The sequence below is a fragment of the Streptomyces sp. NPDC058637 genome (genome assembly GCF_042717325.1).
Classification (GTDB): Bacteria; Actinomycetota; Actinomycetes; order Streptomycetales; family Streptomycetaceae; genus Streptomyces.
In genome coordinates, this window is record NZ_JBHXRD010000007.1 from 168,399 (window position 1) to 193,085 (window position 24,687).

Sequence of the window (24,687 nt, forward strand, 5' to 3'; positions counted from 1 at the left end):
GCACTAGGCCGTGAGCGGCAGCGCCCCCGGTCCGGGCAGCGGCACGGGGAGCGCGGGGAACGGTCCGGTCGCCGGGGCCGGGCCGGCCGCCGAGCGCTCCACGGCCACCGGTTCCGGCTCGTGCGCGCACCGCGCGAGCACGACGTCCATCGACAGGCCGAGGGCGCCCGCCACCGCAGCCACGGTGAAGAAGGCGGGGGTCGGGGCCCGGCCCGTCTCGATCTTGCGGAGCGTCTCGGCGGAGATTCCCGCGCTCGCGGCGACCGCGACCATGCTGCGTCCGCCGCGCGCCTCGCGCAGCACATCGCCGAGCCGCTCGCCGCGACGGCGTTCTTCCGGTGTCAGGGGTGTCCGTACCATGCCGTCATTCTAATACCGCTACGACCGGTATAGAAATTGGCGGGGTGCAGCCCGGCCCCGACGCAGGGCGTCGGCGGCAGGACAGTACCGCGCCGATCCGAACGCGGGGTCTAGCGCGGCGGGCCGAACGCGAGGTCTAGCGCGCGGCGAGCCGTTCCATCAGAGCGGCGCTGCGCGCCAGCACCTCCCGCTCCTCGCCGGTGAGCTCGGCCTCGATGGCCTGGGCGAGCCAGCCGGCCCTGCGCCCACGCTCCGCGTCGAGGGCCGTCCGCCCCGCGGCGGAGAGCTCGACCAGCGCCTTGCGGCCGTCCGTGGGATGTGCCCGGCGGACGACCAGACCCTGTTCCATGAGCAGCCCGACCGCACGGGCCATGGACTGGGGCCGCACGCGCTGATCCGCGGCGAGCTCACTGGTGGTCATGGCCCCGTCGCGATCGAGGGTGCCGAGCACCGAGACCTGACCGTGCGGAATGCGGTCCTCGTGCTTCACGCGCCGCGTCAGCTTGCCCATCGCGTTACGCAGTTCTGTGGCGACGGCGGCGGGTTCCGGGGTGGGCATAGGGCACTTTAACCGGTGATCACCAGTGGGACCCGGCCCCCTGCCCGTGCGGCCGAACTGCACAGCCGAACTGAACAGCTGAACTGAACAGCATTGCTGTAGAGTCGATGTGTCGCGGCACGCGCCAGCGTTGTCGCAGCAGGGCCGCGGCGTGCGTCGAAACGAAGGAACTCCCCATGGCATCCGCAGCGGTCGAGTCCACCGTCATCCGCTCCGTCACCGCCCGCAGGGTCCTCGACAGCCGGGGCAACCCCACCGTCGAGGCCGACGTCCTCCTGGCCGACGGATCCATGGGCCGCGCCGCGGTCCCCTCCGGTGCTTCGACCGGCGCACGGGAAGCCGTGGAGCTGCGTGACAGCGACCCCGGGCGCTGGCACGGCAAGGGCGTCGACCAGGCGGTCGCCCACGTCAACGGCGACATCGCGTCAGCGGTCGTGGGGCGCGACGCCGACGACCAGGCGGGCCTCGACGCCGCGCTCGTGGCACTCGACGGCACGACGGACAAGTCCCGCCTCGGCGCCAACGCGCTTCTCGGCGTCTCCCTCGCCACCGCCAAAGCCGCCGCGGCGGCCCACCGCCGGCCCCTCTACCGCTACCTCGGCGGCGCCGACGCCCGCCTCCTCCCGCTGCCGATGATGAACATCGTCAACGGCGGCGCCCACGCCGACAACCCGCTGGACTTCCAGGAGTTCATGATCGCTCCGGTGGGTGCGGAGACCTTCGCGGAAGCCGTGCGCATGGGCAGCGAGGTCTTCCACACCCTGCGCCGCGATCTGCTGGCCGCCGGGCACTCCACGGGCGTCGGCGACGAGGGCGGCTTCGCCCCCTCGCTGCGCACCGCGGAGGAGGCGCTCGACTTCGTGATGACCGCCATCGAGCGCACCGGGTACCGGCCCGGCACGGACATCGGTCTGCTCATGGACCCGGCGTCGTCGGAGTTCTTCCGTGACGGGGTGTACGACTACGCGGGCGAGGGGGTGCGCCGCACGCCCTCCGAGAACGTCGACTACCTGGCCAGACTCATCGACGCCTACCCGGTCGTCTCCATCGAGGACCCGATGGCGGAGAACGACCTGGACGGCTGGCGCGAGCTGACCGCCCGCGTCGGCGACCGCTGCCAGCTCGTCGGCGACGACGTGTTCTGCACCGACGAGAAGCTGCTGCGCGAGGGCATCCGCACCGGCGTCGGCAACTCCGTCCTGGTCAAGGTCAACCAGATCGGCACCCTGACCGAGGCCCTCGCCACGGTCGCCACCGCACACCGCGCGGGCTGGACGGTCGTCATGTCGCACCGCTCCGGTGAGACGGAGGACACGACGATCGCGGACCTGGCGGTCGCGACGGGCTGCGGGCAGATCAAGACCGGATCGCTGTCCCGGTCCGACCGTACGGCGAAGTACAACCAACTCATCCGTATCGAGGAGGAGTTGGGCGCATCGGCTCGGTACGCGGGCGGAGCTGCGCTGGACCGTTCCTGACGCACCACACGATGAAGAGCCCTCGTCCGGCGGTACGACGGCCGTCCCGTCGGCCGCCCTGCCCCCCGCCGGCACGGCCGTCACCCCGGCGAACCGTCGTCGACGAACCTCCGGGCGAGCGTCTCGCCGGCCGTGACCGCGGCCTCATGGCTCTCGATCGGTGACACCTCGGAGTTCTTGAACAGGATGTAGGTGACGCCGGACGCGGTCCCACCGCTCTTCGGGTCCGGGTCGATGCCGAGGGCCTCGGCCGTGGCGTACGACGCCTCCCCGATGATCCCGGTGGGTCCGGTGTCCCCCACGACGGCGTACTGCACCTGTCCTCGGTGAACGACGGCGGCGACCGTGCCGCCGCGGATCCCTGACTTGGTGTGGTTCCAGAGCGGGCCGGGGCCCGGTACGACGACGTACGGCAGCCGGGCCGAGTCCAGGGGCTTGCCCGCCGATGTCTGGAACGCCGTCTCCGGCAGGAAGGACGGGTCGGTCCGGCTGTTGCACGCCTGGGTGATCCGGCCGTCGCAGTCGATGTCCATGTCCGCCTCCCAGAACACCGCCCCCTCCGTCCCGCACACCGGCACGTTCGCCGGGCCGCCCTGGTCCGTTCGGTACCTCCCGTCGGAGATCCGGGTGCAGGTCTTCACCCGGGCCAGCAGCTCGGCGGCGCTCACCGGGGCCTTCCCGCTCCCGCCGTCGGCATCGTCGGCCGGGGTGGTGAAGGCCGCTGCGGGGAGGGCCGCCGCGGCGAGCAGCGCGGCGCCGGAGACGACGGAGAGGACGAGCATTCGCGTACGCACCGTGGGCGAAGCCCTTTCGCTGGACACGAAGGACCTCGGCGGGTCCTTCCTTGCCGACGCGGCCGGGACTGCCCGGCCGTGTCATGGAGCCGGGGCCGGTACGACGCGGCTGAGCACGTCGTACCGGCCCCGAGGCCACTGCTACGGACGACCGGTCATGAACGACCGCTCGGATGCACCACCATGGCCGAGCCACCGCCCCGCCGCACCTTTTCCGCGGCCGCGAGCCAGCGTCCGTCCGGCAGCCGCTGGACGCCGGTGGCGGCGCCGATCTCCGGATTCGCCTTGAAGACGTGCCCGAGCGCCTCCAGCTCCTCCCGCACCGGGCTGTTCCAGAGCCCCGGCTCGATCTCCGTCGTCGCCGAGTTGCGCTGGCTGGCACGCGGCGCGGCGATCGCGTCGACGAGCGGCAGCCCCCGGTCGACATGACCGGTCAGCGACTGCAGCACGGTGGTGATGATCGTGGCGCCGCCGGGCGAGCCCAGTGCCAGTACGGGGGTGCCGTGCTTCAGCACGATGGTCGGCGAGATCGACGACCTCGGGCGCTTGCCGGGCCCCGGCAGGTTCGGGTCGTGGACCGCCGGGTTCGCGGGTGCGAAGGAGAAGTCCGTCAGCTCGTTGTTCAGCAGGAAGCCCCGCCCCGGGACCGTGATGCCGCTGCCACCCGTCGACTCGATGGTGAGGGTGTACGCGACGACGTTGCCCCACTTGTCCGCGGCGGTCAGATGCGTCGTGTTCTCGCCCTCGAACGTCGTCGGGGCGGCGGTGCCCCCGGATGCGCACCGCACGGGGTCGCGCGGGTCCCCCGGAGCGAGCGGGCTGGTGAGGACCGCGTCGTCCTTGATGAGGCACTCGCGCGAGTCGGCGAAGCGCTGGCTGAGAAGTCCTCGCGTGGGTACGTCCTCGAACGCCGGGTCGCCGACCCAGCGCCCCCGGTCCGCGAACGCGATCCGGCTCGCCTCGATGAGCCGGTGCAGGTACTGCGCCTTGGTCGCCTTCGAGAGGTCCGTGGACTCCAGGATGTTGAGCGCCTCGCCCACGCTCGTCCCGCCCGAGGAGGAGGGCGCGATGCCGTAGACGTCCAGGCCCCGGTAGCCGATTCTCGTCGGTGCCTGACGCAGCGCCCTGTAGGACTTCAGGTCCGCGGCCGTGAGGTCACCGGGGCGCACCACCCGGGCCGCCGCCGGGTCCACGGGCGGTGTGCGGACCGTCGACACGATGTCCTGGGCGATGTCGCCCCGGTACAGCTCGTCGACGCCCTCCCGGCCCAGGGTCTCGTAGGTGCGGGCGAGGTCCGGGTTCCTGAACACCGAGCCGACCACCGGCAGTTGGCCGCCGGGGAGGAAGAGGTCGGCGGAGGCGGGGAAGTCGGCGAACCTGGCCTGGTTGCCCGCGGTCTGCGAGCGGAAGGTGTCGTCGACGACGAACCCGTCGCGGGCGAGCCGCTCGGCCGGTTTCAGGAGCTGGCGCAGGGACTTGGTGCCCCAGGCGTCCAGTGCCTTGTCCCAGGTGGCGGGGGTGCCGGGGGTGCCGACGCCGAGGCCGCTGGTGACGGCGTCGGCGAAGGGGATCGGCTGCCCGTTCTCCAGGAAGAGCGAGGAGTCGGCGCTGCGGGGCGCCGTCTCCCGGCCGTCGACGGTCTCCACGGTGCGCTTTCGGGCGTCGTAGTGGACGAAGTAGCCTCCGCCGCCGATGCCCGCCGAGTAGGGCTCGGTGACGCCCAGCGCCGCCGCGGTCGCCACGGCCGCGTCCACGGCGTTGCCGCCCTTGCGGAGCACCTCGATACCGGCCGCCGACGCGTCCGCGTCGACGCTCGCGACGGCTCCCCCGTATCCCACCGCCACCGGCGACTTGGGGGGCGGCGCCGCGGGTGATGACGCCGCGGGGGCCGCGGCGCCGAGCGAGCCGATGACGGCGATCACGCTTAAGAACGACACATTCCGGCCGACGGAACGACGCATCCGTACCTCCAGTGAGGGATCGTCCGCGCAGGGTAACTCCGCCCCGGCCGAATCGTCAGGACCGCCTCCGGCACGGGGTCGAAGGACCGCCCGTTCACGCGTCGGCGGTCGTGATCAGATGCGTACCGCGGCCTGGTAGCTGCCGACGGTGTTCATCGATTCGTAGCGGACGAAGGCGCCCGGGTACGGGGCGTGCAGCACGGTGTTGTTGCCCGCGTAGAGGCCCACGTGCGTGGTGTTGCTGAAGAACACCAGGTCGCCCGGCTTCAGTTGGCCGCGCGCGATACGGGTGCCCTCGTTGATCTGGGTGTGCGTGGTGCGGGTGATCTGGACGTTGGCCTGGGCGTAGGCCCACTGGGTCAGGCCTGAGCAGTCGAAGGCGTCGGGTCCCGTGGCGGACCAGTCGTACGGCTTGCCCACCCGCGTGTCGGCGGCCTGGAGGGCGGCGGCACCGTGTGCGGACGCGGGGGCCTCGTTACCGAGGTCGACCCGGTCGCCGGCGGCGCGGCCGGCGCGCTGCTCGTCCTCGGCCGTCTTCGCGCGCTCGGCGGCGGTGAGGGTGTTGAGCAGCCTCTGGGCGTCGGCGAGCTTGCCCTGCTGCTCCTTCTTGTTCCTGCCGAGCGTCTCGCGGACCTCGGCGAGGTCGTCGAGCTTGCCCTGGGCTTCCTTGCGCTGCTGCGCGAGGGTGCGCTGTTTCGCCTGGATCTTCTGCAGCGACTCGGTCTGCTTGGCCGTCAGCTGGTCGAGCGCCGAGGCCTGGTCGAGGAAGCTGTCGGGGTCCGAGGAGAGCAGCAGCTGGACGGACGGGTCGAGTCCACCGGAGCGGTATTGCGCCGTGGCGATCGAACCGAGTTCCCGGCGCAGGGTGTTGAGATCGTCCTGACCACGGGCGACCTTGTCCTGGAGCGCGTCGGCCTGCTTCTTGAGCTTGGTCTGCTGCTCCTTGGCACCGTTGTACTTCTCCGTGGCCTTCTCGGCCTCGTGGTAGAGCTTGTCGACCTTCGCCTTGACCTCGCTCGTGGTCGGCTTGGGGTCGGCGTGTGCGGCCTGGGAGGTCAGGGCAACGGTCGCGGCGGCGGTCGCGGTGAGCACGGTCACGCGGGTGCGGCTCGGCTGTTTGGGACGACGATGGGACGCCATGGAGGCGAGCTCCTTCTTTTCGAGCCGCCTGCCGGGCCACTGGGACGCGAACGGATCCCGGCTCCGCGCACGTCACGGACACGGCGGTTCCTTCGCCGCCACCCCGAATGGATGATCAACCGCGCGAAGGTTCGAGGGCCGACTCTAGTAACCGGTTCGTGATCTACGCAATCTTCACAGGAAAGTTGCCGATCCGAGCTGGTGATCATGGCGACCGAGCCGCGTACACCAGGGCGCGGTGCCACTACTCATGGTGACGCATCGTCAGCACACCCCTGAACAGGGGCCCGCTCGGTGACGGCCCGGACACCCTTTTCCGGCCACCTTGATGACAGGGGCATGATAAGTGCGTGCTGATGGGCATAGTCCTGAGGCCCGGGGAGAACCCGCGACAGGCGACCGTGCCGATGCGGTCCCCACTCCCCCGCCCTCGGTTCCCGACGGAGCCGTGTCCCCACGAGCGAAGGAATGACCATGCCGCACTTCTCATGGCTGAAGGCAGCCGGCACCGCCGCCGCGATCACCCTGGTCGCGGCAACAGCGGCGCACGCCGCACCCGTACCGGAGCCGGCCGCGGCGGAGAGATCGGCAGCGGTGGTGACACTCCACTACGACGACAGCCGGGCAGGGGGCTGGGAGGCTGCGATATCCGCAGGAGTCGCCTCGTGGAACCAGAACGTCGGCAACGTCCGGCTGGCCGAGGCCGCGCCCGGCACCCGCGCCGAGATCCAGATCGTGGCCACCAGCGGCTGGCCGCAGGCGACTCTCGGACCGGTACGCCCCGGTGGCCAGGTACGTGTCGAACTCGGCAGCCAGGCCGTGTCCCAGGGCTATGACAAGACCCGCATCGCCGCCCACGAGATCGGGCACAGCCTGGGCCTGCCCGACACCAAGCCGGGCCCGTGCTCCCAGCTGATGTCCGGCTCGAGCGCCGGCATCAGTTGCAGGAACGCGATTCCGAACGCGACCGAACAGGCCCGCGTCGAGTCCGCGTACGCCAACGGCCTCGCCTCGCTCGTTCCCACCGACGGCCGCACGCTGGTGGACGCGCCGTAGGACTCGTACGGCCGATCATGTGACCACTCCGTGCCCGAGTCGCTCCTGTGGGGTGTGGGGCGGGGTGATCTTGGTGATGCCGAGGAGGGGCGGCAGAAGGCGCGGAGGAAGGAGCAGGACGTGCTCTCACGTCTGCGCGCCCTGCCGGAAGGGGGCCTGAAGCCGATGAGACCAAGCGGATGATCGACCGGGTCAGGACCTTCGTCGGCTACCGGGAGTACCCGAAGTACGGCATCGTCAGCCGCTACTTCGTGTACAAGAAGGCCCTGCTGGAGGAGGCCGGGCGTCTCGTGCGGGCCGGGGTGGTTCCTGAGAAGGAGGACATCTTCTACCTCACGTTCCAGGAACTCCACGCCGCCGTACGCTCGAACCGGGTGGACGGCCGGCTCGTCCAGGAGCGCAAGGACGCGTTCCGGTCGTACCACGCGCTCACACCGCCCCGGGTGCTCACCTCGGACGGTGAGGCCGTCACCGGGGCGTACCGGCGCGACGACGTGCCGGACGGCACCCTGGCCGGCCTGGCGGTGTCCGCCGGGACCGTCGAGGGAAGGGCCCGCGTCATCCTCGACATGGCGGACGCCGATCTCGGAGCGGGCGACATCCTGGTCACGCCCTTCACCGACCCCAGCTGGTCGCCGCTGTTCGTCGGGATCGCGGGTCTGGTGACGGAGGTGGGCGGCCTGATGACCCATGGGGCGGTGATCGCCCGGGAGTACGGTCCGCCCGCCGTCGTGGGCGTGGAGCGGGCCACCCGGCTGATCCGGGACGGGCAGCGGATCCGTGTGCACGGCACGGACGGGTACGTCGAGATCCTGCCTTGACCGGCCGCACCTGGAGGCCATGTCCGTAGCTACTTCCTGATCAGCGCCGTGGCGGGACCCCTCGGCGCGTCACCGCCACCGCGGCCGGTACCAAGGAGAGCGGCACCCCCGTCGCCTGTCTCCGCGACGTGGGGCCGCCCGGCCTCGGCAGACTGGTCGGCAACGCCCCCTATACGTGTTCGGCGGGCGGATGCCGGGCCGGCGGTCCTCCGTCGGTCCGGAGCCGTGCTCCATGGCCTACGGCGTACCGACCGGTCACCGGCTCGCCCTGGTGGCCGACAGCTCGGCCACCTCCGCGTCGTGCACCCTCCGACCGGCGCGCAGCTGACCTTCTCCGCGCGGAACGGCCCCGGAGACAGGTCCGGTACCGCTGCGCGAGGAGTGATCACCGGCTGCTGCCGGACGGTCTCGGCTACTGCCTGCCCGGCAGCACCGTTCCTGGTTCGGCGGGGGCGACACCCGCCGCTTCCGTCTTCGGGTTGCGCCGCTGCCGTCTGGCCATCCAGGTCGCGAACCACGAGAGCAGCATGCACATCCCGATGTAGATGGGTGAGATCACCATGACCACCGGGATGAACGGCAGGTCGTAGTCGAGGTTCGACGCGATGAGTTTGCCCGCGTGGAGGAATTCCTCGTAGGTGATCAGGTAGCCGAGCGAGGTGTCCTTGAGGGCCACCACCAGCTGGCTGATGATGGTGGGCAGCATCGCCCGGACGGCCTGTGGGGCGAGGACATGGGTGGTGACCTGCGTCTTGCGCATGCCGAGGGCGTACGCCGCCTCCCGCTGCCCCCGGTCCACGGAGTTGATGCCGGTACGGAACACCTCGGCGAGCACGGAGCCGTTGTAGAGGGTGAGCCCGGCCACCAGTGCGGGCAGCGGCTGCACCTTGAGCGCGACGAAGATGAAGAAGATCATCACCAGGACGGGCATGGCCCGGAAGAACTCGACCAGCAGCGTCGCGATCCAGCGCACCGGCCGGTGGACGGAGAGCCGGCCCACGGCGAGCACGGCCCCGAGCGCGAGGGACAGGACCGCCGCGTACGCGAAGGCCTTCAGGGTGTTGCCCAGTCCGCGGAGCAGCAGTTCCTGGATGCCCTTGTAGGTGAAGGGGTTCCACTTCGCGGCGGTGAACTGGTCCGTGTCGAAGAGCAGGTAGAGGATCCATCCGAACACGGCGAGGATCACGATCGTCGAGACGACCCCGTACGTGAGGTGCCTCTTGCGGGTCACCGGCCCCGGAATGTCGTAGAGCGCGGTGGCGGAGGCGGTGGAGTGGGTCATCGGGCGACTCCCCAGCGCTTCTCCATGAAGTTGAAGAGCGCACTGATGGACAGGGTGATGATCAGGTATCCGACGGCGATCCAGACGAACGTCCAGATGATGCTGTAGCCCAGTTCGTTGAGGGTCTTGTAGGTGCCGAGCAGTTCGGTGACGCTGAACGCCCCGGCGATCGCGGAGTTCTTCGCGAGCGCGATGAGTGTCGATCCGACCGGCGGGATCACCGAGCGGAAGGCCTGCGGCAGCACGACGTTGTTCAGTGTCTGTCCGAAGGACATCCCGAGGCTGCGGGACGCCTCGCCCTGTCCTGTGGGCACGGTGTTGATGCCTGAGCGCAGGGCCTCGCAGATGAAGGCCGAGGTGTAGCAGCCGAGGGCGAGGACCGCGAAGACCTCGAAGGGCAGCACCAGGCCGAAGCGGGGCAGCCCGAGGAGGACGGCGAAGAACAGCAGTGTCAGCGGGGTGTTGCGGAGCACGGCCACCCAGACGGTGCCGATCACCCGGAGCGAGCCGACGGGCGCGACCCGGAAGGACGCCATGAGGAAGCCGAGGAGCAGCGCGAGGATCGAGGCGTAGACGGTGAGCTCCACGGTGCCGAGGAAGCCCTTGCCGTAGAGCGAGAAGTTCTCTGTCAGTACATCCATGGTGGTGGCCCGCCTCAGTTCGCCGGATAGCGGTCGATGGGCGGGGGTGTCGGCGCGGGCACCCCTGACAGGCCGAGCGTGGCCTCGAACGCCTTCTTCCAGTTGCCGTTCTTCTCGTTCTCCTCCAGGGCGTCGTCGAGCGCGAGGCGCAGCGCGTCGTCGCCGCGGGGGACGCCGATGCCGTAGGGCTCCTCGGAGAAGGGCTTGCCGACGACCTTCATCTCGTCCGGTGCCTTGGCCGCGAAGCCCAGCAGGATGGCGTCGTCGGTGGTGACGGCGTCGACCTGGTAGGTCAGCAGGTTGTCGACACAGATCGAGTACGTGTCGTAGGCGACGAGGTCCGCGTCGGGGAAGTCGGCGGCGATCCGCTGGTACGGCGTGGACCCGGCGGCGGAGCAGACGGTCCTGCCCGCCAGGTCCTGCGGCCCCTTGATGTCGTTCTCGTCGGTGCGCACGAGCAGTCCCTGCCCGGCCATGTAGTACGGCCCGGCGAAGCCGACGAGCTTCTTGCGCATGTCGTTGATCGTGTAGGTGCCGACGTAGTAGTCGATCTGCCCGTTCTGGAGTGCCGTCTCGCGGTTGGCGGAGGCGATGGTCCGGAAGCTGATCGTGTCGGGCTCGAAGCCGAGCGACGCCGCCATCATGCGGGCGATCTCGATGTCGAAGCCCGAGTAGATGCCGGTGGCCGGGTCCTTCTCGCCGAGATAGGGCTGGTCCTCCTTGGCGCCGACCACGAGGTGGCCGCGCTTCCTTGCCTTCACCCAGGTCTTCGAATCGGGCAGCCGGAAGCTCGTGTCGACCGTGTACCGGGGCAGCGCCCCGGCTTTGGGTCCCTTGACCGGCGGGCTGCCCTCCTTGCCGCAGCCCGCGGCGAGCACGGCGAGCAGGAGGCCGGCGAGCACGGCCGCGATGTTCCTCGTACGCAACACGGTGCCCCCTGTCAGTGCTTGAGGATCTTGGACAGGAAGTCCTTGGCGCGGTCCGTCTCCGGGGCGGTGAAGAACTGCTCCGGGGTGCGGTCCTCGATGATGCATCCCTCGGACATGAACACCACACGGTTGGCCGCGGACCGGGCGAACCCCATCTCGTGCGTGACGACGACCATGGTCATGCCCTCGCGGGCGAGCTGTTGCATGACTTCGAGCACCTCGTTGATCATCTCCGGGTCGAGCGCCGAGGTGGGCTCGTCGAAGAGGAGGGCCTTGGGGTCCATGGCCAGTGCGCGGGCGATGGCGACGCGCTGCTGCTGGCCGCCGGAGAGCTGGGCGGGGAGCTTGTCGGCCTGCGAGGCGAGCCCGACCCTCTCCAGCAGCTCCCGCGAGCGCCGGTCGGCGTCGTCCCTCTTGCGCTTGCGGACCTTGATCTGGGCGAGGGAGACGTTCGCCAGGACGGTCTTGTGCGCGAACAGGTTGAACGCCTGGAACACCATGCCGACTTCGGCCCGGAGCTGCGCGAGCCCCTTCCCCTCCTCGGGGAGGGGCTTCCCGTCGATCGCGATGAAGCCGGACTCGATGGTCTCGAGTCTGTTGATCGTCCGGCAGAGCGTCGACTTGCCCGATCCCGAGGGGCCGATCACCACCACCACCTCCCCGCGGCCGACGGTGAGATTGATGTCCTGCAGTACGTGCAACGTCCCGAAGTGCTTGTTGACGTCCCGCAGCTCGATCAACGGATCGACGGCCATACGCTGCCCTACCCACTTTTCGCTGTGTCGAGGTCAGCGCAAACTAACCAGGCCCGCCGCGCACTTCGGGGCCGACACGCACCAAAAGCGCATAAGGCTGTTTATCGCGCTTTGCGTTCCGGCCCGCTCTCCGCCGACTCCGCGTACATCTCCGAGAGCTCGGGGCTCCCCGACATCGCCCAGTCCAGCCCCGCCCCGACGACATCGATCTCACGGCCGGAGGCCAGGCGCACCACGGGCTGTCCACCGGCCAGGATGTCCCAGGCCGCCCCGGGGACGGTCCGTACGAGGACGGTGCCGAGGTAGAGGCCCGCGTCGTTGCCCAGCCAGGGCAGCTCCTCGGGGTCCTCGCGCCACAGCGGCGGGAGCTGGTCGAGGGCGGACAACGAGGCGGGGCTGTCGTCGAGTTCGAGGCCGTGCTGCCCCGCCCGGACACGCAGCAGTTCGCATTCCGCGAACAGCTCGGCCACACCGTCCGGATCGGTCTCGACGGCAGCCGCGAGAGCCACCCCCCGCGTACCGCCCTGGCGCTTACGCCAGTTGTCCAAGAAAGGGATGTTCATACCACTAGGATCCCACCCCGGACCTGTTCCGCACCGCAGGGCGCGCGACTGTTCCCGATCCGGGACCGAGTGCCGGATCACGCCTGTCTAGGCTGGGCGGATGATCTCCCAGAACTACCTCTCCGAACTCTTCTCGCTGGACGGCCGGGTGGCCGTGGTGACCGGCGGCAGCTCAGGCATCGGCCGGGGCATCACCGACGCGCTCGCGCGTGCGGGCGCGCGGGTCGTCGTCGTGGCACGCCGGGAGGCGGAGCTGACCCGCACCGTCGCCGAACTGACGGCGGAGGGCTGCCGGGCGGCCTGGGTGAGCGCCGACCTGGGGACCACCGAGGGTGTGCGTACGGCCGGCGACAAGGCCGTGGCGGCGTTCGGTGAGCCCGACATCCTGGTCAACTGCGCGGGCGTCAACCTGCGGCCGCCGATGGGTGAGCTGGACGAGGACGTGTGGGACACCACGATGACGGTGAACCTCAAGGCGCCCTACCTGCTGGGCCGGCGCTTCGGGCCCGGCATGGCCGAGCGCGGGTACGGGCGGATCATCCACATCACCTCGCAGCAGGCGCATCGGGCGTTCGTGCAGAGCGGGGCGTACGGGGTGTCCAAGGGTGCGCTGGAGTCGCTGGCCCGCTCCCAGGCCGAGGCCTGGTCCCCGCGGGGTGTCACCTGCAACACCCTGGTGCCGGGCTTCGTGATGACGCCCCTCAACGAGCGGCTGTCCTCCGACCCGGAGCGGGTGGCGGCGCTGGCCGCCCGCACGATGGTGGGCCGCAACGGGCTGGCCGAGGACTTCGCCGGCGCCGCGGTGTTCCTGGCGAGCGCGGCCTCGGCGTACGTCACCGGGCAGTCGCTCTTCGTGGACGGCGGGTTCTCCGTGCACTGAGCGGTGCGAGGTGCCCGGTGCGGGGCTCCCTGCGCTCGGTACGCGGCACTCCGTGCGCGTGCGGGGCGCTCCGCACTCGGTGCGGAGACGCGTGATGCCGCCCCCGCAGGGGGACGGCATCCAGATGTGCGAGCGCTCGAGATCAAAGGCGGCGACGGTGACAGGGTGCGCCTCCGCGCCACGGCCCGGCCTGAGCCGGACCATCAGGAATCGAACCCGAGAAGTGTCCGTTGCCCGCGCACCGGGCGCCCGCCACGCTCACCCTAGCTGTCGGCGGCGGGAGTTGCCGGCTCCTTTTCCGCGGCGGCGACGGCCGCCGACGCGGTCTCCTTGTCGATGCCGAGCCCCGTGAGCACACCCGCACCACCCTCGAACTCCAGCAGGGCCAGCAGGATGTGCTCCGCGCCGACGAAGTCGTCCCCCAGCCGCAGCGCCTCCCGGAAGGTGAGCTCCAGGACCTTGCGCGCTCCGGCGTCGTACGGGATCAGCTCGGGGACGGTGTCCGCCGCGGCCGGCAGCGCGAGCAGGGCCGCCTCGCGGACGGCGGCGTGCGACACGCCCTGTCCCGCGATCACTTGCGCGGCGAGGGCGTCCGGCTCCCCCAGCAGCCCCAGCACCAGGTGCTCGACGCGCAACTCGTCGTTGCGGGCGGCCTGCGCCTCGTTGTGGGCGCCCATCACGACGTTCCGGGCCTGCTCGGTGAACCGCCCGAATCCCTGGCTCGGGTTCAGGTCCGTGGTCTCGTCCGGCTTCTTGGCCACGAACCTCTTCTGGGCGGCCTGCCGGGTGACGCCCATACTCCTGCCGATGTCCGTCCACGAGGCGCCCGAGCGCCGCGCCTGGTCCACGAAGTGGCCGATGAGGTGGTCGGCGATCTCACCGAGGTGATCCGCCGCGACGACGGCACCGGTGAGCTGCTCCAGTGCGTCGGTGTGGGTCTGCTTGATCGCGTCGATCAGGTCGTCGAGGCGAATGGGAGGGTTGGGCCCGAGCGGCTTCGTCATGGGGCAACCCTAGGTTGACACTCTGGGGTCGTCAACCCTTGGTTGACAGTCCGTGGAGCTTGTCCGTACGGCTACCGCGGTGTTGGCTGTAGATCCGGTGTCGGCCGCGGTCGATCAACCGTAGGAGCTGCGACGAGAGGCACACGATGGCCGAGGACCGCGACGGCATGGTCGTCCACTGGCGGCCAGGCTGCCCCTACTGCATGAAGCTCCGCCTGCGGCTGCGCTTCTCGAGGCTGTCGTACACCGAGGTCAACATCTGGCGGGACCCGGACGCCGCCGCCTTCGTGCGCTCGGTCGCGGACGGCAACGAGACCGTGCCGACGGTCACCGTGGCCGGACACTCCATGGTCAACCCGTCCATGCGTCAAGTGATGCGGGCCGTCCAGGAGCACGCCCCCCACCTGCTGGACGCCGACGGGACCCCGAAGGACCGCTGACCGGGGCGGGTCAGCGGCTTCGGACGCCTCCGGAGTCCCGGTCGCCTCGTAAGTCCCGGGAGCCCCGTGGGGCGGGCCTCAGAGATCGAGGTCCACGACCACCGGGGCGTGGTCGGACGCGCCCTTGCCCTTGCGCTCCTCGCGGTCGACGTAACTGTCCTTGACCGCGGCCGTGAACGGGGCGTTGCCGTAGACCAGGTCGATGCGCATGCCCCTGTTCTTCGGGAAGCGCAGCTCGCGGTAGTCCCAGAAGGTGTACGGGCGGTCGTACTTGAGCGGGCGCGGCATGACGTCCGACAGCCCTTCCGCGCGCAGGGTGGCGAGGGCCGCACGCTCGGCGGGTGTGACGTGCGTGGCCCCCTCGAAGAGTGCCGGGTCCCAGACGTCCTCGTCGGTGGGCGCGACGTTGAAGTCGCCCAGCACCGCGAAGGGCAGCGGGCCCGCGGCGTCCGCGGCCACGGCCTTCCGCAGTGCCTCGAACCACCGCAGCTTGTAGGCGTAGTGGTCGTGCGCCACCTCGCGGCCGTTGGGGACGTAGACCGACCAGACGCGGACCGGCCCGCAGGTCGCCGAGATCGCCCTCGGTTCCTGCACGCCCTCGTAGTCCGGGCCGTCGGGCAGGCCCGTCACGACGTCCGCGAGGCCGACGCGGGAGAGCAGCGCGACGCCGTTCCACCGGCCCGTGGCGTTGACCGCGGACTCGTAGCCCGCCTCACGCAGCGCCTCGGCGGGAAACTGCTCCAGTGTGCATTTGGTCTCCTGGATGCACAGCACGTCCGTGCCGGTGCTCTCCAGCCAGGCCAGCAGCCTCGGGAGCCGGGCGGTGATCGAGTTGACGTTCCACGTGGCGATGCGCATGCGTCAAACCTAGCGGCTCCCACTGACAGCCGGGTCAGAGACGGGTCGCGTCGCCCGGGGTCAGCCTGCCGTGGTCCGTTCCGCCCAGGGCGCCGATCTGACGGTCGTAGATCGGGCGGGCGAGGTCGGTGAGCAGCGCGTCGTGGACGTCGATCGCCCGTCGCGGCTTGACCTCGCGCACGTAGTCGATGACCTCGGAGATCTTGTTCCAGGGGGCCATCACGGGCAGCAGCAGCGTGTCGACCGTACGGTCGGGCACGGTGAGCGCGTCACCCGGGTGGAAGACCGAACCGTCCACCAGGAACCCGATGTTGGTGATCCGCGGGATGTCCGGGTGGATCACCGCGTGCAGTTCGCCGTGCACCTGTACGTCGAACCCGGCGGCGGCGAAGGTGTCGCCGTGGCCGACCGTGTGGACGCGCCCGGGGAACGCCGCGGACAGCTTCTCGGCCACACTCCGCAGGGTCCACACCTGCGCGGCCGGATTGGATTCCAGGCCGGCGCGCAGCCGCGCCTCGTCGAAGTGGTCCGGGTGTTCGTGCGTCACGAGGATCGCGTCGGCACCGACCGCGGCGTCCTCCTCGGAGAATCCGCCCGGGTCGATGACGAGCGACCGCCCGTCGCGCTCCAGCCGGATGCAGGAGTGTGCCTTCTTCGTGAGCGTGAGCGTGCCGATCGGTGTGTTCATACCCGCCATCCTGCTATGCGGGCGGAGTGGTCTCCTCCTGGATTACGGACTGCGCGATGCCGAACGCGGCACTCGCCGCGGGGATGCCGCAGTAGACGGCCGTCTGCAGCAGCACCTCCTTGATCTCGGCGGGGGTGAGCCCGTTGCGCAGCGCGGCCCTGACGTGCTGGGCGAGGCTGCCCAGATGTCCGGAACTGACGACCGCGGTGAGGGTGACGCAGCTGCGTGTCCTGCGGTCGAGGCCTTCCCTGGTCCAGATCTCGCCCCAGGCGTAGCGGGTGACGAGCTCCTGGAAGTCGTCGGTGAAGTCGTCGGACCCTGCCGTCGCGGCGTCCACGTGGGCGTTGCCCAGCACTTCGCGCCGGACCTTCATCCCGCTGTCGTACCGGTCGCCGCGGTCGGTGGGGACCACCTCCGGCGGGACGGCGGCGGCGATCTCGCCCCTCGGCACGACGGGCACGAAGGAGGCAGTGCCGCCCCCCGGGGCCGGCGGCACCGGAATCGAGCCCGTGGTGTCCTGCCAGCCCGTGGAGAAGTGCATCAGGAGCAGGTCGGTGACGGCACCCGGCTGTTCGACGGGAGCGAGGTGGGAGGCTCCGGGTACGAGCGCGAGCCGGGCGTCCGGGATGCCGGCGACGAGCGTACGGGCCTCGGCGGGACCGGTGACCTTGTCCTCGGCACCGACCAGGACGAGGGTCGGGACGCCGATCCGGGAGAGTTCCGTACGGATGTCGAAGGCGGCCAGGGCCTCGCAGGCGGCGATGTAGCAGCCGGGGTCCGTCGTACGCACCATCTGTACGGCCCACTCGACGATGGCCGGCTGGGCCGCGGCGAAGCCGGGGGTGAACCAGCGTTCCGGGGAGGTGCGGGCGATGGGTTCCAGGCCGTTGCTGCGGACGATCACCCCGCGCTGCCGGAACTCGTCGGCGGTGCCGAAGCGGGGCGAGGCCGCCACCAGCGCGAGCGAGGCGACCCGGTGCGGGTGGCGCAGCGCGAGATCGGCGCCCACGGCGCCGCCGACGGAACAGCCCGCGTAGGCGAAGCGGTGGACGCCGACACTGTCCAGCGTGTCGAGCAGACGGTCGGCGAGATCGCTGACGGCGGCGGCCGGGTGCGCGGGGGCTCCGCCGTGCCCGGGCAGGTCGTACCGGAAGATCCGCCAGTGCTGGGAGAGCCCGGGTATCTGGCGATCCCACATGTGCCATGTGGTACCCAGGGACGGCCCGATCACCAGGACCGGAGCGTCTTCTGGCCCGTCAAAGCGGTACTGCAGGGTGTTCGGTGGTGTCTCGGTCACCCGGAAAACCCTCTCACGTCTCACGAAATCTCACACGACCGGGGGAAGCCGGCTGGCTCGATGCACCCGCGGCTCGACTTGGCGAGCACTGCCACGGCACCGTCGATCGAGTCCGGGCCTCTCGGTGTGCACGGATGCCCCCGACCGTGACCGGACGCCCGAAGGGCCGCCGGGGACCAGATCCCCCGCGACCAGCCCTCCGCCCTTACCGCCGAATTCCTGGACGCCGGCCCCACCACCGCCCCAGGCCCCGGCACCGCGGTGCTTGGCCGAGCCAGGAGCGCCCAGCCCCGCCGGATGACGGGCTCAGCGGCGCCCCTGCCTCTCGCGGCGGTCCTCCGGACGACGGACTGTCCTTGCCTGCTGGTACCTGGCCGCCCTGCCTCCCCGAGTCCACGCCCGCCACCGTTTCCCGGCGGCAAATCACGATTGGATCCGCGCCCCGGGAGATGAAGACCCCGGCAGCCCAGACGGCGGCGCTGACGATGAGCCCGGCTACCGCGGCTCACAGGAGGAGAAGGACGGAGGGGCCGGGGTCGGCCTCGACCGCAGCCGTGTACGTGGTGGCAAGGGTGGAGATCACAACGACGCCCAGGGAGACAGCGCTCCATTCGAGCGCCCTGTGATGATAGGAGGACATGAGCTTGGGGTGGCTGGCTTCCAGGCGGGACCGTGCGTCCCGGAAGGCCTTGCCGGAAGGAACACAATGCCCGGAGTTGCTCCCCGAACTCATGCGGGGTGCGGACCGTGGCCAGGCGCTCCCGCAGAGCCGTTTCTGGGCTCGGTCCAATGCTCTGACCGCATAGGTTCACCGGGTTGGAGCGGTGCTTCCTTTGCCCCGAGCGGGCGCTCAGACGCTCAGGAACGCTCGCCCGAGAAGCCGTCGCGGGAGCGTAGAGGAGTCACCGGTGGTCGGATGAGCCTTGTCGTGGAGAGAGGAGCAGCCTGCGTCGCTCCCGGTCGATCTCCGTGACGACGACCGTGAAGTCGTCGCCGGCCTGGACGACATCTGACGTACTTGCCACGGGCGTCGATGTGAGCTCTCGCAGGTGGAGCAATCCCTCGATCCCGTCGGTGACCTGAACGAAGACGCCGAACGGGACCAGCTTGGTGACCCGTCCGTGCAGTTCTTGCCCCACCGCAGTGCGGTCGGCGAATGTTTGGAAGGGGTCCGGCTGTGTCGCCCGCAAGGACAGTCTGGCCTCCAGGTTCCATGTGTCGAACTGAAGGAACTCGGCTGAGACGTGCTGTCCGACCTGCACAACGTCGAAGGCCGCTTCGATGCGCCGCCAGGACAGTTCGGGGATCGTGATGAACCCGACGCCGGGGAAGACCGGGTGGTCGGGTCCATCGTCCAGTGCCACGAACACGCCGAACCGTTCGATCGCTGTGACGGTGCCGGAAAGGATCTCGCCGCGGTGCAGAGATTCTGGGAACGCCCAGAGTTCTGGGTTCTCGGACGGATCACCCATCATGCTCCCAGCCTTTCACAAGGAGCTGCGCACTCGGCGGGAAGTGCGGTCACGCTGCGGTCTTGAGGGGAAGTCCGCCCCAGCGGACGTCTTTCTCGCTGCGGATGTGGGCACGTTCCTTGCGTTCGGCGGCCAGGACGTCGCGGTGGCGGGCGTTGGCACTACGCCAGCGCAGGTAGGTGTGCAGGGCCCGGGTATGCACGGTGTGGTGGGGTGGTTCGAGTTGGCGATGCCTCAGCGGCCCGAGGTGCGCCTCGACCGGATTCGCCCACGAGGCTAGGTCGGGGTGAAGCACAGCTCGACCTTGTGTTTCCTCGCCCAGCACCGAATGCCAGCGCCCTTACGGGCGGACAGGCTGTCCAGGAGGACGTGGATCGGTGCGCCGTCTTGCCTGGCGGCGCGGGCTGGTGCGCTGGAAGGTGACACCGCGGCGGGCGAGCAGACTGCGTAACGTCTCGCGGCCGATGCGGATCACCCGGCCATGGACTTTCCGCAGGTAGGCGACGAGCTTGCGCAGTGACCAGCGAGTGAAGGGCTGGCCGAGCTCGGTGGGGCGGGTGGTGGCCGTCTGGATGACGAAGTCCTCGTCGTCAGGGTCGAGTTGGCGGGGACGGCCTCCCGCCCGATGAGGGTCCAAGCGGCCAGGCCGATCTCGTTGAACCGGTGGATCACATCGCGCACGGTGTCCTCATCGGGCTGGACCAGGAGGGCGATCACCGGCACCCGGTTCCCGCCGGCCGAGGCCGGCAGCGTCATCGCCCGCCGATAGCGCACCGAACTGGTGCTGCCCCGACGCACGATCTGCCGCAGCTTCTGCCCCCTCTGGTCAGTCAGTCCGCGCACACGGACAGGCTCGGCCACCGCACCTCCAGCGGTCGGTGCGGACGTCACCGCACATCCAACCGCCACGACTGCCAACCCGGCGGACCTATGCGGTCAGAGCACTAGCGAGCGGAGGCGAGTTCCGAAAGTCGCTGCCGCGTCTCCCTGAGCGAGGCTTCCTTGGCGTCAAGGCGTCGCGCCAGGAAATCCAGCTCGGCCCGAAGGTCGGGGCACATCTCGAGGGACACGCCGTGCTCGCCCGAACGAGCGCAATCGAGGTAACGGCGGATGGTTTCGGTTCCGAGGCCTGCGGCGATCATCGTCTTGATCTGGGCCACACGCGCGATGTCGGAATCGGTGTAGGCCCTGTAGCCGTTACGGTCGCGCTCGGGGACCAGGAGCATGCAGTCCTCATAGTGGCGCAGCGCTCGCGCTGTCACCCCGGTCAGCGCGGCGAGTCGGCTGATACGCACGGGTCCTCCTGTGATTTGACCTTCACGCTGGCGTGAAGCCTTACCGTCCAGCACCATGACACTGAAGACAACCCGGCAGCGGGCCACGATCATCCACGGCTACGCCGCAACACCTGAGGACCATTGGTTCGGATGGCTGGCCGCGCAGCTCGACACCCGTGGCATTCCTACGACCGTTCCTGCCCTTCCGGAATCCGAGGCGCCTGACCCTGATCGCTGGCTGGCAGCGGTGGCAGCCAGCGTCGGTACGCCGGATGAGGGCTCGGCCCTGGTGGCGCACAGCCTCGGCTGCATCACAGCCCTCCGTCATCTCTGCTCCCTGGCGGGTCCGTGGCGTCTTGGTGCGCTCGTGCTCGTCTCAGGATTCGTCGACGCGCTGCCGACCCTTCCGATGCTGGACTCTCACATCGGCAAGCCGCTGGATCTGGCCGGAATCCGCAACCACGTCGACAGACTCACCCTGATCCGGTCGGACGCGGACCCTTACGTACCACCGAGCCACACCGACCGCCTTGCCGATCTCCTGGGGGCATCAACCCACGTCATTCCCGGAGCCGGCCACTTCCTCGCGTCCGACGGTGTGACATCGCTCCCCGTGGCCGTCGCGGCGATCGCATCGTCCCGAAGGACCGACGGAGATCTGACGAGAACGAGATGACACACCGCAACGCGCCGCTCTCTCCCGAGGGGCGACGTCGACTTGTGGAGCGCTGCGAGTCACGCCCGATCGCTCACGTCGCCGCGGAGATGGGCATCGCGCGGGCGACCGCATCGAAGTGGATGCACCGCTACCGCCGGCACGGCGATCTTGGTCTGCTGGACCGCTCCTCACCACCACAGCACAAACCCTCTGCGATTCCGGCAGACGTGGCCAGCCGGATTGAGAACCTGCGACGCGAGAACAAGTGGTCTGCCGCTCGAATCACCCATGAGCTGGCATCTGAAGGGACCGAGATCTCCCGGCGCACCGTCACTCGGCACCTCGCCGAACTTGGGCTCAACTGGCGAAAGTTCATCGACCCCAACGGCGAGAGCAGCGGCTCGTACAACAAGACGTACGGCACCCTCGCCGGCGTCATCATCTTCCTGGTCTGGCTGTGGATCACGAACCTGGCTATCCTCCTCGGCTTGGAGTTCGACGCCGTGAGGGTCCGCCAACGTGCCATCGCCGGTGGGCACCCCGAAGACGAGGAGCCCTCCGTCGAACCGCGCGACACGCGGAAGTGGAGTGGTGAAGACCGCCGTCGGCTGGAGTGAGGCGCGTTTGGCGCGGCCGCGGGCGGGCAGGCGGCGGAGCATGGAAATCTTGGCGTCCCTGCGCAGCGGTGATCACCGGCTGACCAAACGGATGGCCGCATGGGACTCCGCCTGGGCCCGCCAGTTGCTGCCGCCGGTGGAAGAAGCGGCCCAGCACACGAAGCTGTGGTGGGCCGCCGCCGTGATCATGGCGACGGGCGGGGGCTGGCAGGGCCGCAAAGCGGCCGCCGCCGGGGTCACCGCCATGGCGATGGCGGAGCTGCTGTCCAACGGGGTCGCCAAACAGCTCGTCGAGCGGCGCCGACCGCCCAAGGAGTGGGTCCCGCACGACGATGTCGAGGACCGGCCCGACAGCTCTTCCTTCCCCTCCGGCCACACCGCCGCCGCCGTCGCCTTCACCGCGGCCGTCGCGCCCTCCTGGCCGTGGGCCGGTGCCGTGTGCGCCGTACCGATGGGGCTGGTGGCGATCGAGCGGGTCCACAGCGGCGCGCACTACCCCTCCGACGTTGCCGCCGGCGCCGCCGTCGGCCTGGCCGCAGCCGCCCTGGTCCGGGCGACGCCTCGCCTCGTTGTCCGCCACATGAGATGACCACAAGTCGCTGCGGTGACCAGAAGGTTGCGGGGTAAGCGCGCTGCGACAGGAGCGTGCACATTCCGAAGAGGGAGGGCTCTGCCATGGCAGCGCGTTTCGAGGTCCGGCACCAGCCGGGCAAGGGCTATCACTTCGTTCTGATCGCAACCAACGGGCAGGTCATCGCGACCGGCGAGCACTACGAAAGCCACCGCGCCTGCCTGGGGGGCATCGACTCGGATGAAGGGGTATGGATTCCATGAGCGTCGTTGGACGGCACCCGGACCGCGGCAGTACCGAGGAATCGGTGGGTGACCTCGTCTCGCGGGCGTCGCAGCAGATCTCCGAACTGGTCCGCGAGGAGATGCAGCTGGCGCGGGCGGAGATGACCCAGAAGGGCAAACGCTTCGGGATGGGCGGCGGCCTGTTCGGCGGCGCCGGCCTGGTCGGCTTCCTGGCCGCGCAGGCCCTGGTCGGCGCCGTGATCGCGGCACTCGCCCTGCTCCTGCCGGTCTGGGCTTCCGCCTTGATCATCGCCGCCCTGCTGGCAGCGGTCGCCGCGGGGATGGCCGCTGCCGGGAAGAAGCAGATCTCCAGGGCCGGCACCCCCGCACCGGTGCAGGCCATCGACAGCGTCAAGGCCGACGTGGCTGAGATCAAGGAGGCATCACACCGATGAACACCCCTTCACAGGGCGACAAGGAAGCCGCACCCACTCCCGAGGAGCTGCGCGAGCAGGTCGAGCACACCCGCGAAGAACTCGGACAGACCGTCGAGGCGCTGGCGGCCAAGGCCGACGTCAAGGCCCAGACGAAGGAGAAGGCGGCCGAGATCAAGGACCAGGCCGCCCAGAAGGCGGCCGTGGTCACCGACCAGCTCCGGGACAAGGCAGCGCAGGCAGCTCAGCTGGTCAAGGACAAGACCCCCGATGCCGTCCTGGACAAGGCCGCCCACGCCGCGGCCCAGGTACGCGACACCGCGGCCCAGGCCGGCCAGCTCGCCGCGGAGAAGACCCCGGACCCGGTCCGCGAGAAGGCCGGCCAAGCCGCCACCTTGGCACGGGCCAACCGCACCCCGCTGCTCGCCGCGGTCGCCGCGCTCGCCTTCTTCGTGCTGCTGCGCCGCAGCCGGAGGCGCCGGTGAAGACATCCAAGATCGCCTACCGGCCGGTCGGACTGGCGCTCGGCGCGGCGAGCGGCATGATCGCAGGCGCGGCATTCAAGCAGGCGTGGAAGATGATCAGCCATGACGACGATGCACCCGATGCCACAGACGAGCACCGCACCTGGCAGGAGGTCCTGGTCGCCGCGGCCCTGCAGGGAGCGATCTTCGCCATGGTCAAGGCCGCTGTGGACCGGGCCGGAGCGACCACCGTCCGGCGCTTGACCGGTACCTGGCCAGGCTGATTCGAAAAGGGGTGGCGCCGCCCAGCCCCGGGGTCGGCGCCACCCCACCCCATCGCACGAAAACATGGGAGGAACGTCGTGGCCGCGCACCACGGGCTGCACGCCATCGCCGCCGCTCTCACCACCGCCGTGCTGCTCGCCCGATGGTGGGCCACCCGCGCGGTCCAAGACGCACACGGCGCCGGCGCCGCCAGAACACCCTGGCGCCGCACACCGCCCGAACCCGCCCCCGCCGAAACTGCCGACGACCGCGTGGCCGAGCTGCACGCCGCGTTCCTGGACCCGGCACTGCGGGAAACCGACGCCTACCTCGAGCAGTACTGGAACAAGCTCACATCCCTCTACCCCCGCCGCGACAGCGAACACCGACACCGGTGAGACCCCACCTCACCGCCCGTCATCGCGCCGCACAAGCGATGCCACCGATTCCCTGACCCGACCCGGGTGCGCCCCAAGAGCGGGGCGATGCGCACCGGGGCGGGTATCCGTGGGCCGTCTGGGCACACGAGAGGTCATGCACGGACAACATGCGCGTCCCACCAGCAGCAGTCTGTTCGGCCCGGCTCCCACAGCCCAGACAGCGCCGACCGGTCACACCGGCGCCAAGCACGCACGCCGCAGTCGGCTCACTGGCCGTCTGCGCCGCCGCATGCTCGCCTACCGGGCCATCGACTTCCTGTCCACGCACATCCCAGACACGTCCGGGCCCGGCGAGGAATGCCTCCTCCTCATCCACATCCGCCAGGTCGTCGGCCAGGTCCACTACCGGCTCTGCACCAACTGCGCACAGGGCGTCATCACCGCCGTCGTCATCGACGAGCGCTTCCGCAGCACCGGCCTGGGCACCCGCGCGCTCTCCCACCTGCGCTCCCGCCACCCGGGACTCGCCTGGCGCAGCACCCTGCGCAAGCGCACCACCCAAGATCTCCTGCGCCGCATGCGGATTCCCACGACCACCTCTGCCGCGCCCTGTCCCCACGCCCACCAGACACCGTCTTACTCGGGCCCGATAATCGCCGACCGCTGAGCCCGCGACCCGCTCAGCAGTCACAGCGTCAGGTGAAAAACACCCCCCGTGGCAAGGGCCCTGCTTTCAGAAGCGACCTTCGGCACACGAACGTCGGATCTCCTACAGTGACTGGCGTGCGCGACAGCCAGCAGCTCCTCAAGGAGATACGCC

29 protein-coding genes and 4 pseudogenes are annotated in these 24,687 nt (G+C 70.1%); 15 read left to right on the forward strand and 18 right to left on the reverse strand.

Annotated features, from left to right (window positions below):
- Positions 1–3: 3 nt before the first annotated feature.
- Together ACFWVP_RS09385 and ACFWVP_RS09390 are read right to left on the reverse strand one after the other, a co-directional pair.
- Complete coding sequence (locus tag ACFWVP_RS09385) at positions 4–360, reverse strand: helix-turn-helix domain-containing protein (protein ID WP_384495011.1); 357 nt, start codon at positions 358–360, stop codon at positions 4–6.
- A 136-nt stretch (positions 361–496) separates the two neighbouring features.
- Positions 497–919: a MarR family winged helix-turn-helix transcriptional regulator gene (locus ACFWVP_RS09390; RefSeq protein ID WP_384495013.1), complete on the reverse strand. Its 423-nt coding sequence runs from the start codon at positions 917–919 to the stop codon at positions 497–499.
- A gap of 176 nt (positions 920–1,095) precedes the next feature.
- On the opposite strand from ACFWVP_RS09390, the gene eno reads away from it, so the two are divergent.
- The gene (eno, locus tag ACFWVP_RS09395; RefSeq protein ID WP_384495015.1) at positions 1,096–2,397 is read left to right on the forward strand and encodes a phosphopyruvate hydratase; all 1,302 of its coding nucleotides are present in this window, start codon (positions 1,096–1,098) and stop codon (positions 2,395–2,397) included.
- An 80-nt stretch (positions 2,398–2,477) separates the two neighbouring features.
- Here eno and ACFWVP_RS09400 read toward each other — a convergent pair whose 3' ends face one another.
- From ACFWVP_RS09400 to ACFWVP_RS09410, 3 genes are all read right to left on the reverse strand, one after another.
- Positions 2,478–3,191, reverse strand: a complete 714-nt coding sequence (locus ACFWVP_RS09400) for a glycoside hydrolase family 75 protein (protein ID WP_384495017.1) — start codon at positions 3,189–3,191, stop codon at positions 2,478–2,480.
- A gap of 155 nt (positions 3,192–3,346) precedes the next feature.
- On the reverse strand, positions 3,347–5,152 hold the full coding sequence (gene ggt, locus ACFWVP_RS09405; RefSeq protein ID WP_384495019.1) for a gamma-glutamyltransferase: 1,806 nt from the start codon (positions 5,150–5,152) through the stop codon (positions 3,347–3,349).
- A 114-nt stretch (positions 5,153–5,266) separates the two neighbouring features.
- Positions 5,267–6,292 carry an NlpC/P60 family protein gene (locus ACFWVP_RS09410; protein ID WP_384495021.1) on the reverse strand — a complete coding sequence of 342 codons (1,026 nt, stop codon included), beginning with the start codon at positions 6,290–6,292 and terminating at the stop codon, positions 5,267–5,269.
- A 474-nt stretch (positions 6,293–6,766) separates the two neighbouring features.
- Between ACFWVP_RS09410 and ACFWVP_RS09415 the strand changes: the two genes are divergently transcribed.
- Both ACFWVP_RS09415 and ACFWVP_RS09420 read left to right on the forward strand, forming a co-directional pair.
- Entirely contained in the window at positions 6,767–7,348 is a 582-nt protein-coding gene (locus ACFWVP_RS09415; protein ID WP_384495023.1) for a snapalysin family zinc-dependent metalloprotease, read from the forward strand.
- Between the two features lie 81 nt (positions 7,349–7,429).
- Positions 7,430–8,169 (forward strand): annotated as a pseudogene (locus tag ACFWVP_RS09420) (PEP-utilizing enzyme); the annotation flags it as partial.
- 412 nt (positions 8,170–8,581) lie between these two features.
- On the opposite strand, the gene ACFWVP_RS09425 reads toward ACFWVP_RS09420, so the two are convergent.
- The 5 genes from ACFWVP_RS09425 to ACFWVP_RS09445 form a co-directional block, all read right to left on the reverse strand.
- Complete coding sequence (locus ACFWVP_RS09425; RefSeq protein ID WP_384495025.1) at positions 8,582–9,451, reverse strand: amino acid ABC transporter permease; 870 nt, start codon at positions 9,449–9,451, stop codon at positions 8,582–8,584.
- Positions 9,448–10,092, reverse strand: coding sequence for an amino acid ABC transporter permease (locus ACFWVP_RS09430; protein WP_384495026.1), 645 nt, complete (start codon positions 10,090–10,092; stop codon positions 9,448–9,450). The genes ACFWVP_RS09425 and ACFWVP_RS09430 overlap by 4 nt, the downstream gene beginning before the upstream one ends.
- Before the next feature lie 14 nt (positions 10,093–10,106).
- Positions 10,107–11,021 carry a glutamate ABC transporter substrate-binding protein gene (locus tag ACFWVP_RS09435; protein ID WP_384495028.1) on the reverse strand — a complete coding sequence of 305 codons (915 nt, stop codon included), beginning with the start codon at positions 11,019–11,021 and terminating at the stop codon, positions 10,107–10,109.
- A gap of 11 nt (positions 11,022–11,032) precedes the next feature.
- Entirely contained in the window at positions 11,033–11,776 is a 744-nt protein-coding gene (locus tag ACFWVP_RS09440) for an amino acid ABC transporter ATP-binding protein (protein WP_384495030.1), read from the reverse strand.
- A gap of 101 nt (positions 11,777–11,877) precedes the next feature.
- The gene (locus ACFWVP_RS09445; protein WP_384495031.1) at positions 11,878–12,339 is read right to left on the reverse strand and encodes a DUF6278 family protein; all 462 of its coding nucleotides are present in this window, start codon (positions 12,337–12,339) and stop codon (positions 11,878–11,880) included.
- Positions 12,340–12,439: 100 nt separating this feature from the next.
- Between ACFWVP_RS09445 and ACFWVP_RS09450 the strand changes: the two genes are divergently transcribed.
- Positions 12,440–13,219 carry an SDR family NAD(P)-dependent oxidoreductase gene (locus ACFWVP_RS09450; protein ID WP_384495033.1) on the forward strand — a complete coding sequence of 260 codons (780 nt, stop codon included), beginning with the start codon at positions 12,440–12,442 and terminating at the stop codon, positions 13,217–13,219.
- 263 nt (positions 13,220–13,482) lie between these two features.
- Here ACFWVP_RS09450 and ACFWVP_RS09455 read toward each other — a convergent pair whose 3' ends face one another.
- Complete coding sequence (locus tag ACFWVP_RS09455; protein ID WP_384495034.1) at positions 13,483–14,223, reverse strand: Clp protease N-terminal domain-containing protein; 741 nt, start codon at positions 14,221–14,223, stop codon at positions 13,483–13,485.
- Positions 14,224–14,369: 146 nt separating this feature from the next.
- On the opposite strand from ACFWVP_RS09455, the gene ACFWVP_RS09460 reads away from it, so the two are divergent.
- Positions 14,370–14,663, forward strand: a complete 294-nt coding sequence (locus ACFWVP_RS09460; RefSeq protein WP_384495035.1) for a glutaredoxin domain-containing protein — start codon at positions 14,370–14,372, stop codon at positions 14,661–14,663.
- 78 nt (positions 14,664–14,741) lie between these two features.
- Here the strand turns inward: ACFWVP_RS09460 and ACFWVP_RS09465 are convergent, their stop codons facing one another.
- The 7 genes and pseudogenes from ACFWVP_RS09465 to ACFWVP_RS09495 all read right to left on the reverse strand — a co-directional run bounded on the left by ACFWVP_RS09465 (position 14,742) and on the right by ACFWVP_RS09495 (position 20,273).
- Positions 14,742–15,521 (reverse strand): exodeoxyribonuclease III, encoded by a 780-nt coding sequence (locus tag ACFWVP_RS09465; protein WP_384495037.1) that lies wholly within the window; start codon positions 15,519–15,521, stop codon positions 14,742–14,744.
- A gap of 34 nt (positions 15,522–15,555) precedes the next feature.
- The gene (locus ACFWVP_RS09470; protein ID WP_384495038.1) at positions 15,556–16,209 is read right to left on the reverse strand and encodes an MBL fold metallo-hydrolase; all 654 of its coding nucleotides are present in this window, start codon (positions 16,207–16,209) and stop codon (positions 15,556–15,558) included.
- 13 nt (positions 16,210–16,222) lie between these two features.
- Complete coding sequence (locus ACFWVP_RS09475; protein ID WP_384495039.1) at positions 16,223–17,506, reverse strand: alpha/beta fold hydrolase; 1,284 nt, start codon at positions 17,504–17,506, stop codon at positions 16,223–16,225.
- Positions 17,507–18,011: 505 nt separating this feature from the next.
- Complete coding sequence (locus ACFWVP_RS09480) at positions 18,012–18,146, reverse strand: hypothetical protein (RefSeq protein WP_384495041.1); 135 nt, start codon at positions 18,144–18,146, stop codon at positions 18,012–18,014.
- A 262-nt stretch (positions 18,147–18,408) separates the two neighbouring features.
- The gene (locus ACFWVP_RS09485; protein WP_384495043.1) at positions 18,409–18,981 is read right to left on the reverse strand and encodes a S1 RNA-binding domain-containing protein; all 573 of its coding nucleotides are present in this window, start codon (positions 18,979–18,981) and stop codon (positions 18,409–18,411) included.
- A gap of 46 nt (positions 18,982–19,027) precedes the next feature.
- Positions 19,028–19,839, reverse strand: a pseudogene (locus ACFWVP_RS09490) (transposase).
- A gap of 83 nt (positions 19,840–19,922) precedes the next feature.
- Positions 19,923–20,273 (reverse strand): MerR family transcriptional regulator, encoded by a 351-nt coding sequence (locus tag ACFWVP_RS09495; protein ID WP_384495044.1) that lies wholly within the window; start codon positions 20,271–20,273, stop codon positions 19,923–19,925.
- A gap of 55 nt (positions 20,274–20,328) precedes the next feature.
- Between ACFWVP_RS09495 and ACFWVP_RS09500 the strand changes: the two genes are divergently transcribed.
- The 10 genes and pseudogenes from ACFWVP_RS09500 (at position 20,329) to ACFWVP_RS09545 (ending at position 24,534) form a co-directional block, all read left to right on the forward strand.
- Positions 20,329–20,931, forward strand: coding sequence for an RBBP9/YdeN family alpha/beta hydrolase (locus tag ACFWVP_RS09500; RefSeq protein WP_384495045.1), 603 nt, complete (start codon positions 20,329–20,331; stop codon positions 20,929–20,931).
- A pseudogene (locus tag ACFWVP_RS09505) lies at positions 20,928–21,311 on the forward strand (helix-turn-helix domain-containing protein); the annotation flags it as partial. The gene ACFWVP_RS09500 and the pseudogene ACFWVP_RS09505, both read left to right, overlap by 4 nt.
- Before the next feature lie 3 nt (positions 21,312–21,314).
- Positions 21,315–21,530, forward strand: a pseudogene (locus ACFWVP_RS09510) (YhjD/YihY/BrkB family envelope integrity protein); the annotation flags it as partial.
- A gap of 40 nt (positions 21,531–21,570) precedes the next feature.
- Positions 21,571–22,119, forward strand: a complete 549-nt coding sequence (locus ACFWVP_RS09515; protein WP_384495047.1) for a phosphatase PAP2 family protein — start codon at positions 21,571–21,573, stop codon at positions 22,117–22,119.
- 86 nt (positions 22,120–22,205) lie between these two features.
- Positions 22,206–22,364: a YegP family protein gene (locus tag ACFWVP_RS09520; RefSeq protein WP_384495048.1), complete on the forward strand. Its 159-nt coding sequence runs from the start codon at positions 22,206–22,208 to the stop codon at positions 22,362–22,364.
- Positions 22,361–22,780, forward strand: a complete 420-nt coding sequence (locus ACFWVP_RS09525; protein WP_384495050.1) for a phage holin family protein — start codon at positions 22,361–22,363, stop codon at positions 22,778–22,780. Before ACFWVP_RS09520 ends, ACFWVP_RS09525 begins: the two co-directional genes overlap by 4 nt.
- On the forward strand, positions 22,777–23,244 hold the full coding sequence (locus ACFWVP_RS09530) for a DUF3618 domain-containing protein (protein ID WP_384495052.1): 468 nt from the start codon (positions 22,777–22,779) through the stop codon (positions 23,242–23,244). Before ACFWVP_RS09525 ends, ACFWVP_RS09530 begins: the two co-directional genes overlap by 4 nt.
- Positions 23,241–23,507 (forward strand): DUF4235 domain-containing protein, encoded by a 267-nt coding sequence (locus ACFWVP_RS09535; protein WP_384495053.1) that lies wholly within the window; start codon positions 23,241–23,243, stop codon positions 23,505–23,507. Before ACFWVP_RS09530 ends, ACFWVP_RS09535 begins: the two co-directional genes overlap by 4 nt.
- A gap of 78 nt (positions 23,508–23,585) precedes the next feature.
- The gene (locus ACFWVP_RS09540; protein ID WP_384495055.1) at positions 23,586–23,885 is read left to right on the forward strand and encodes a hypothetical protein; all 300 of its coding nucleotides are present in this window, start codon (positions 23,586–23,588) and stop codon (positions 23,883–23,885) included.
- 136 nt (positions 23,886–24,021) lie between these two features.
- Positions 24,022–24,534 carry a hypothetical protein gene (locus ACFWVP_RS09545; RefSeq protein ID WP_384495057.1) on the forward strand — a complete coding sequence of 171 codons (513 nt, stop codon included), beginning with the start codon at positions 24,022–24,024 and terminating at the stop codon, positions 24,532–24,534.
- Positions 24,535–24,687 lie beyond the last annotated feature (153 nt).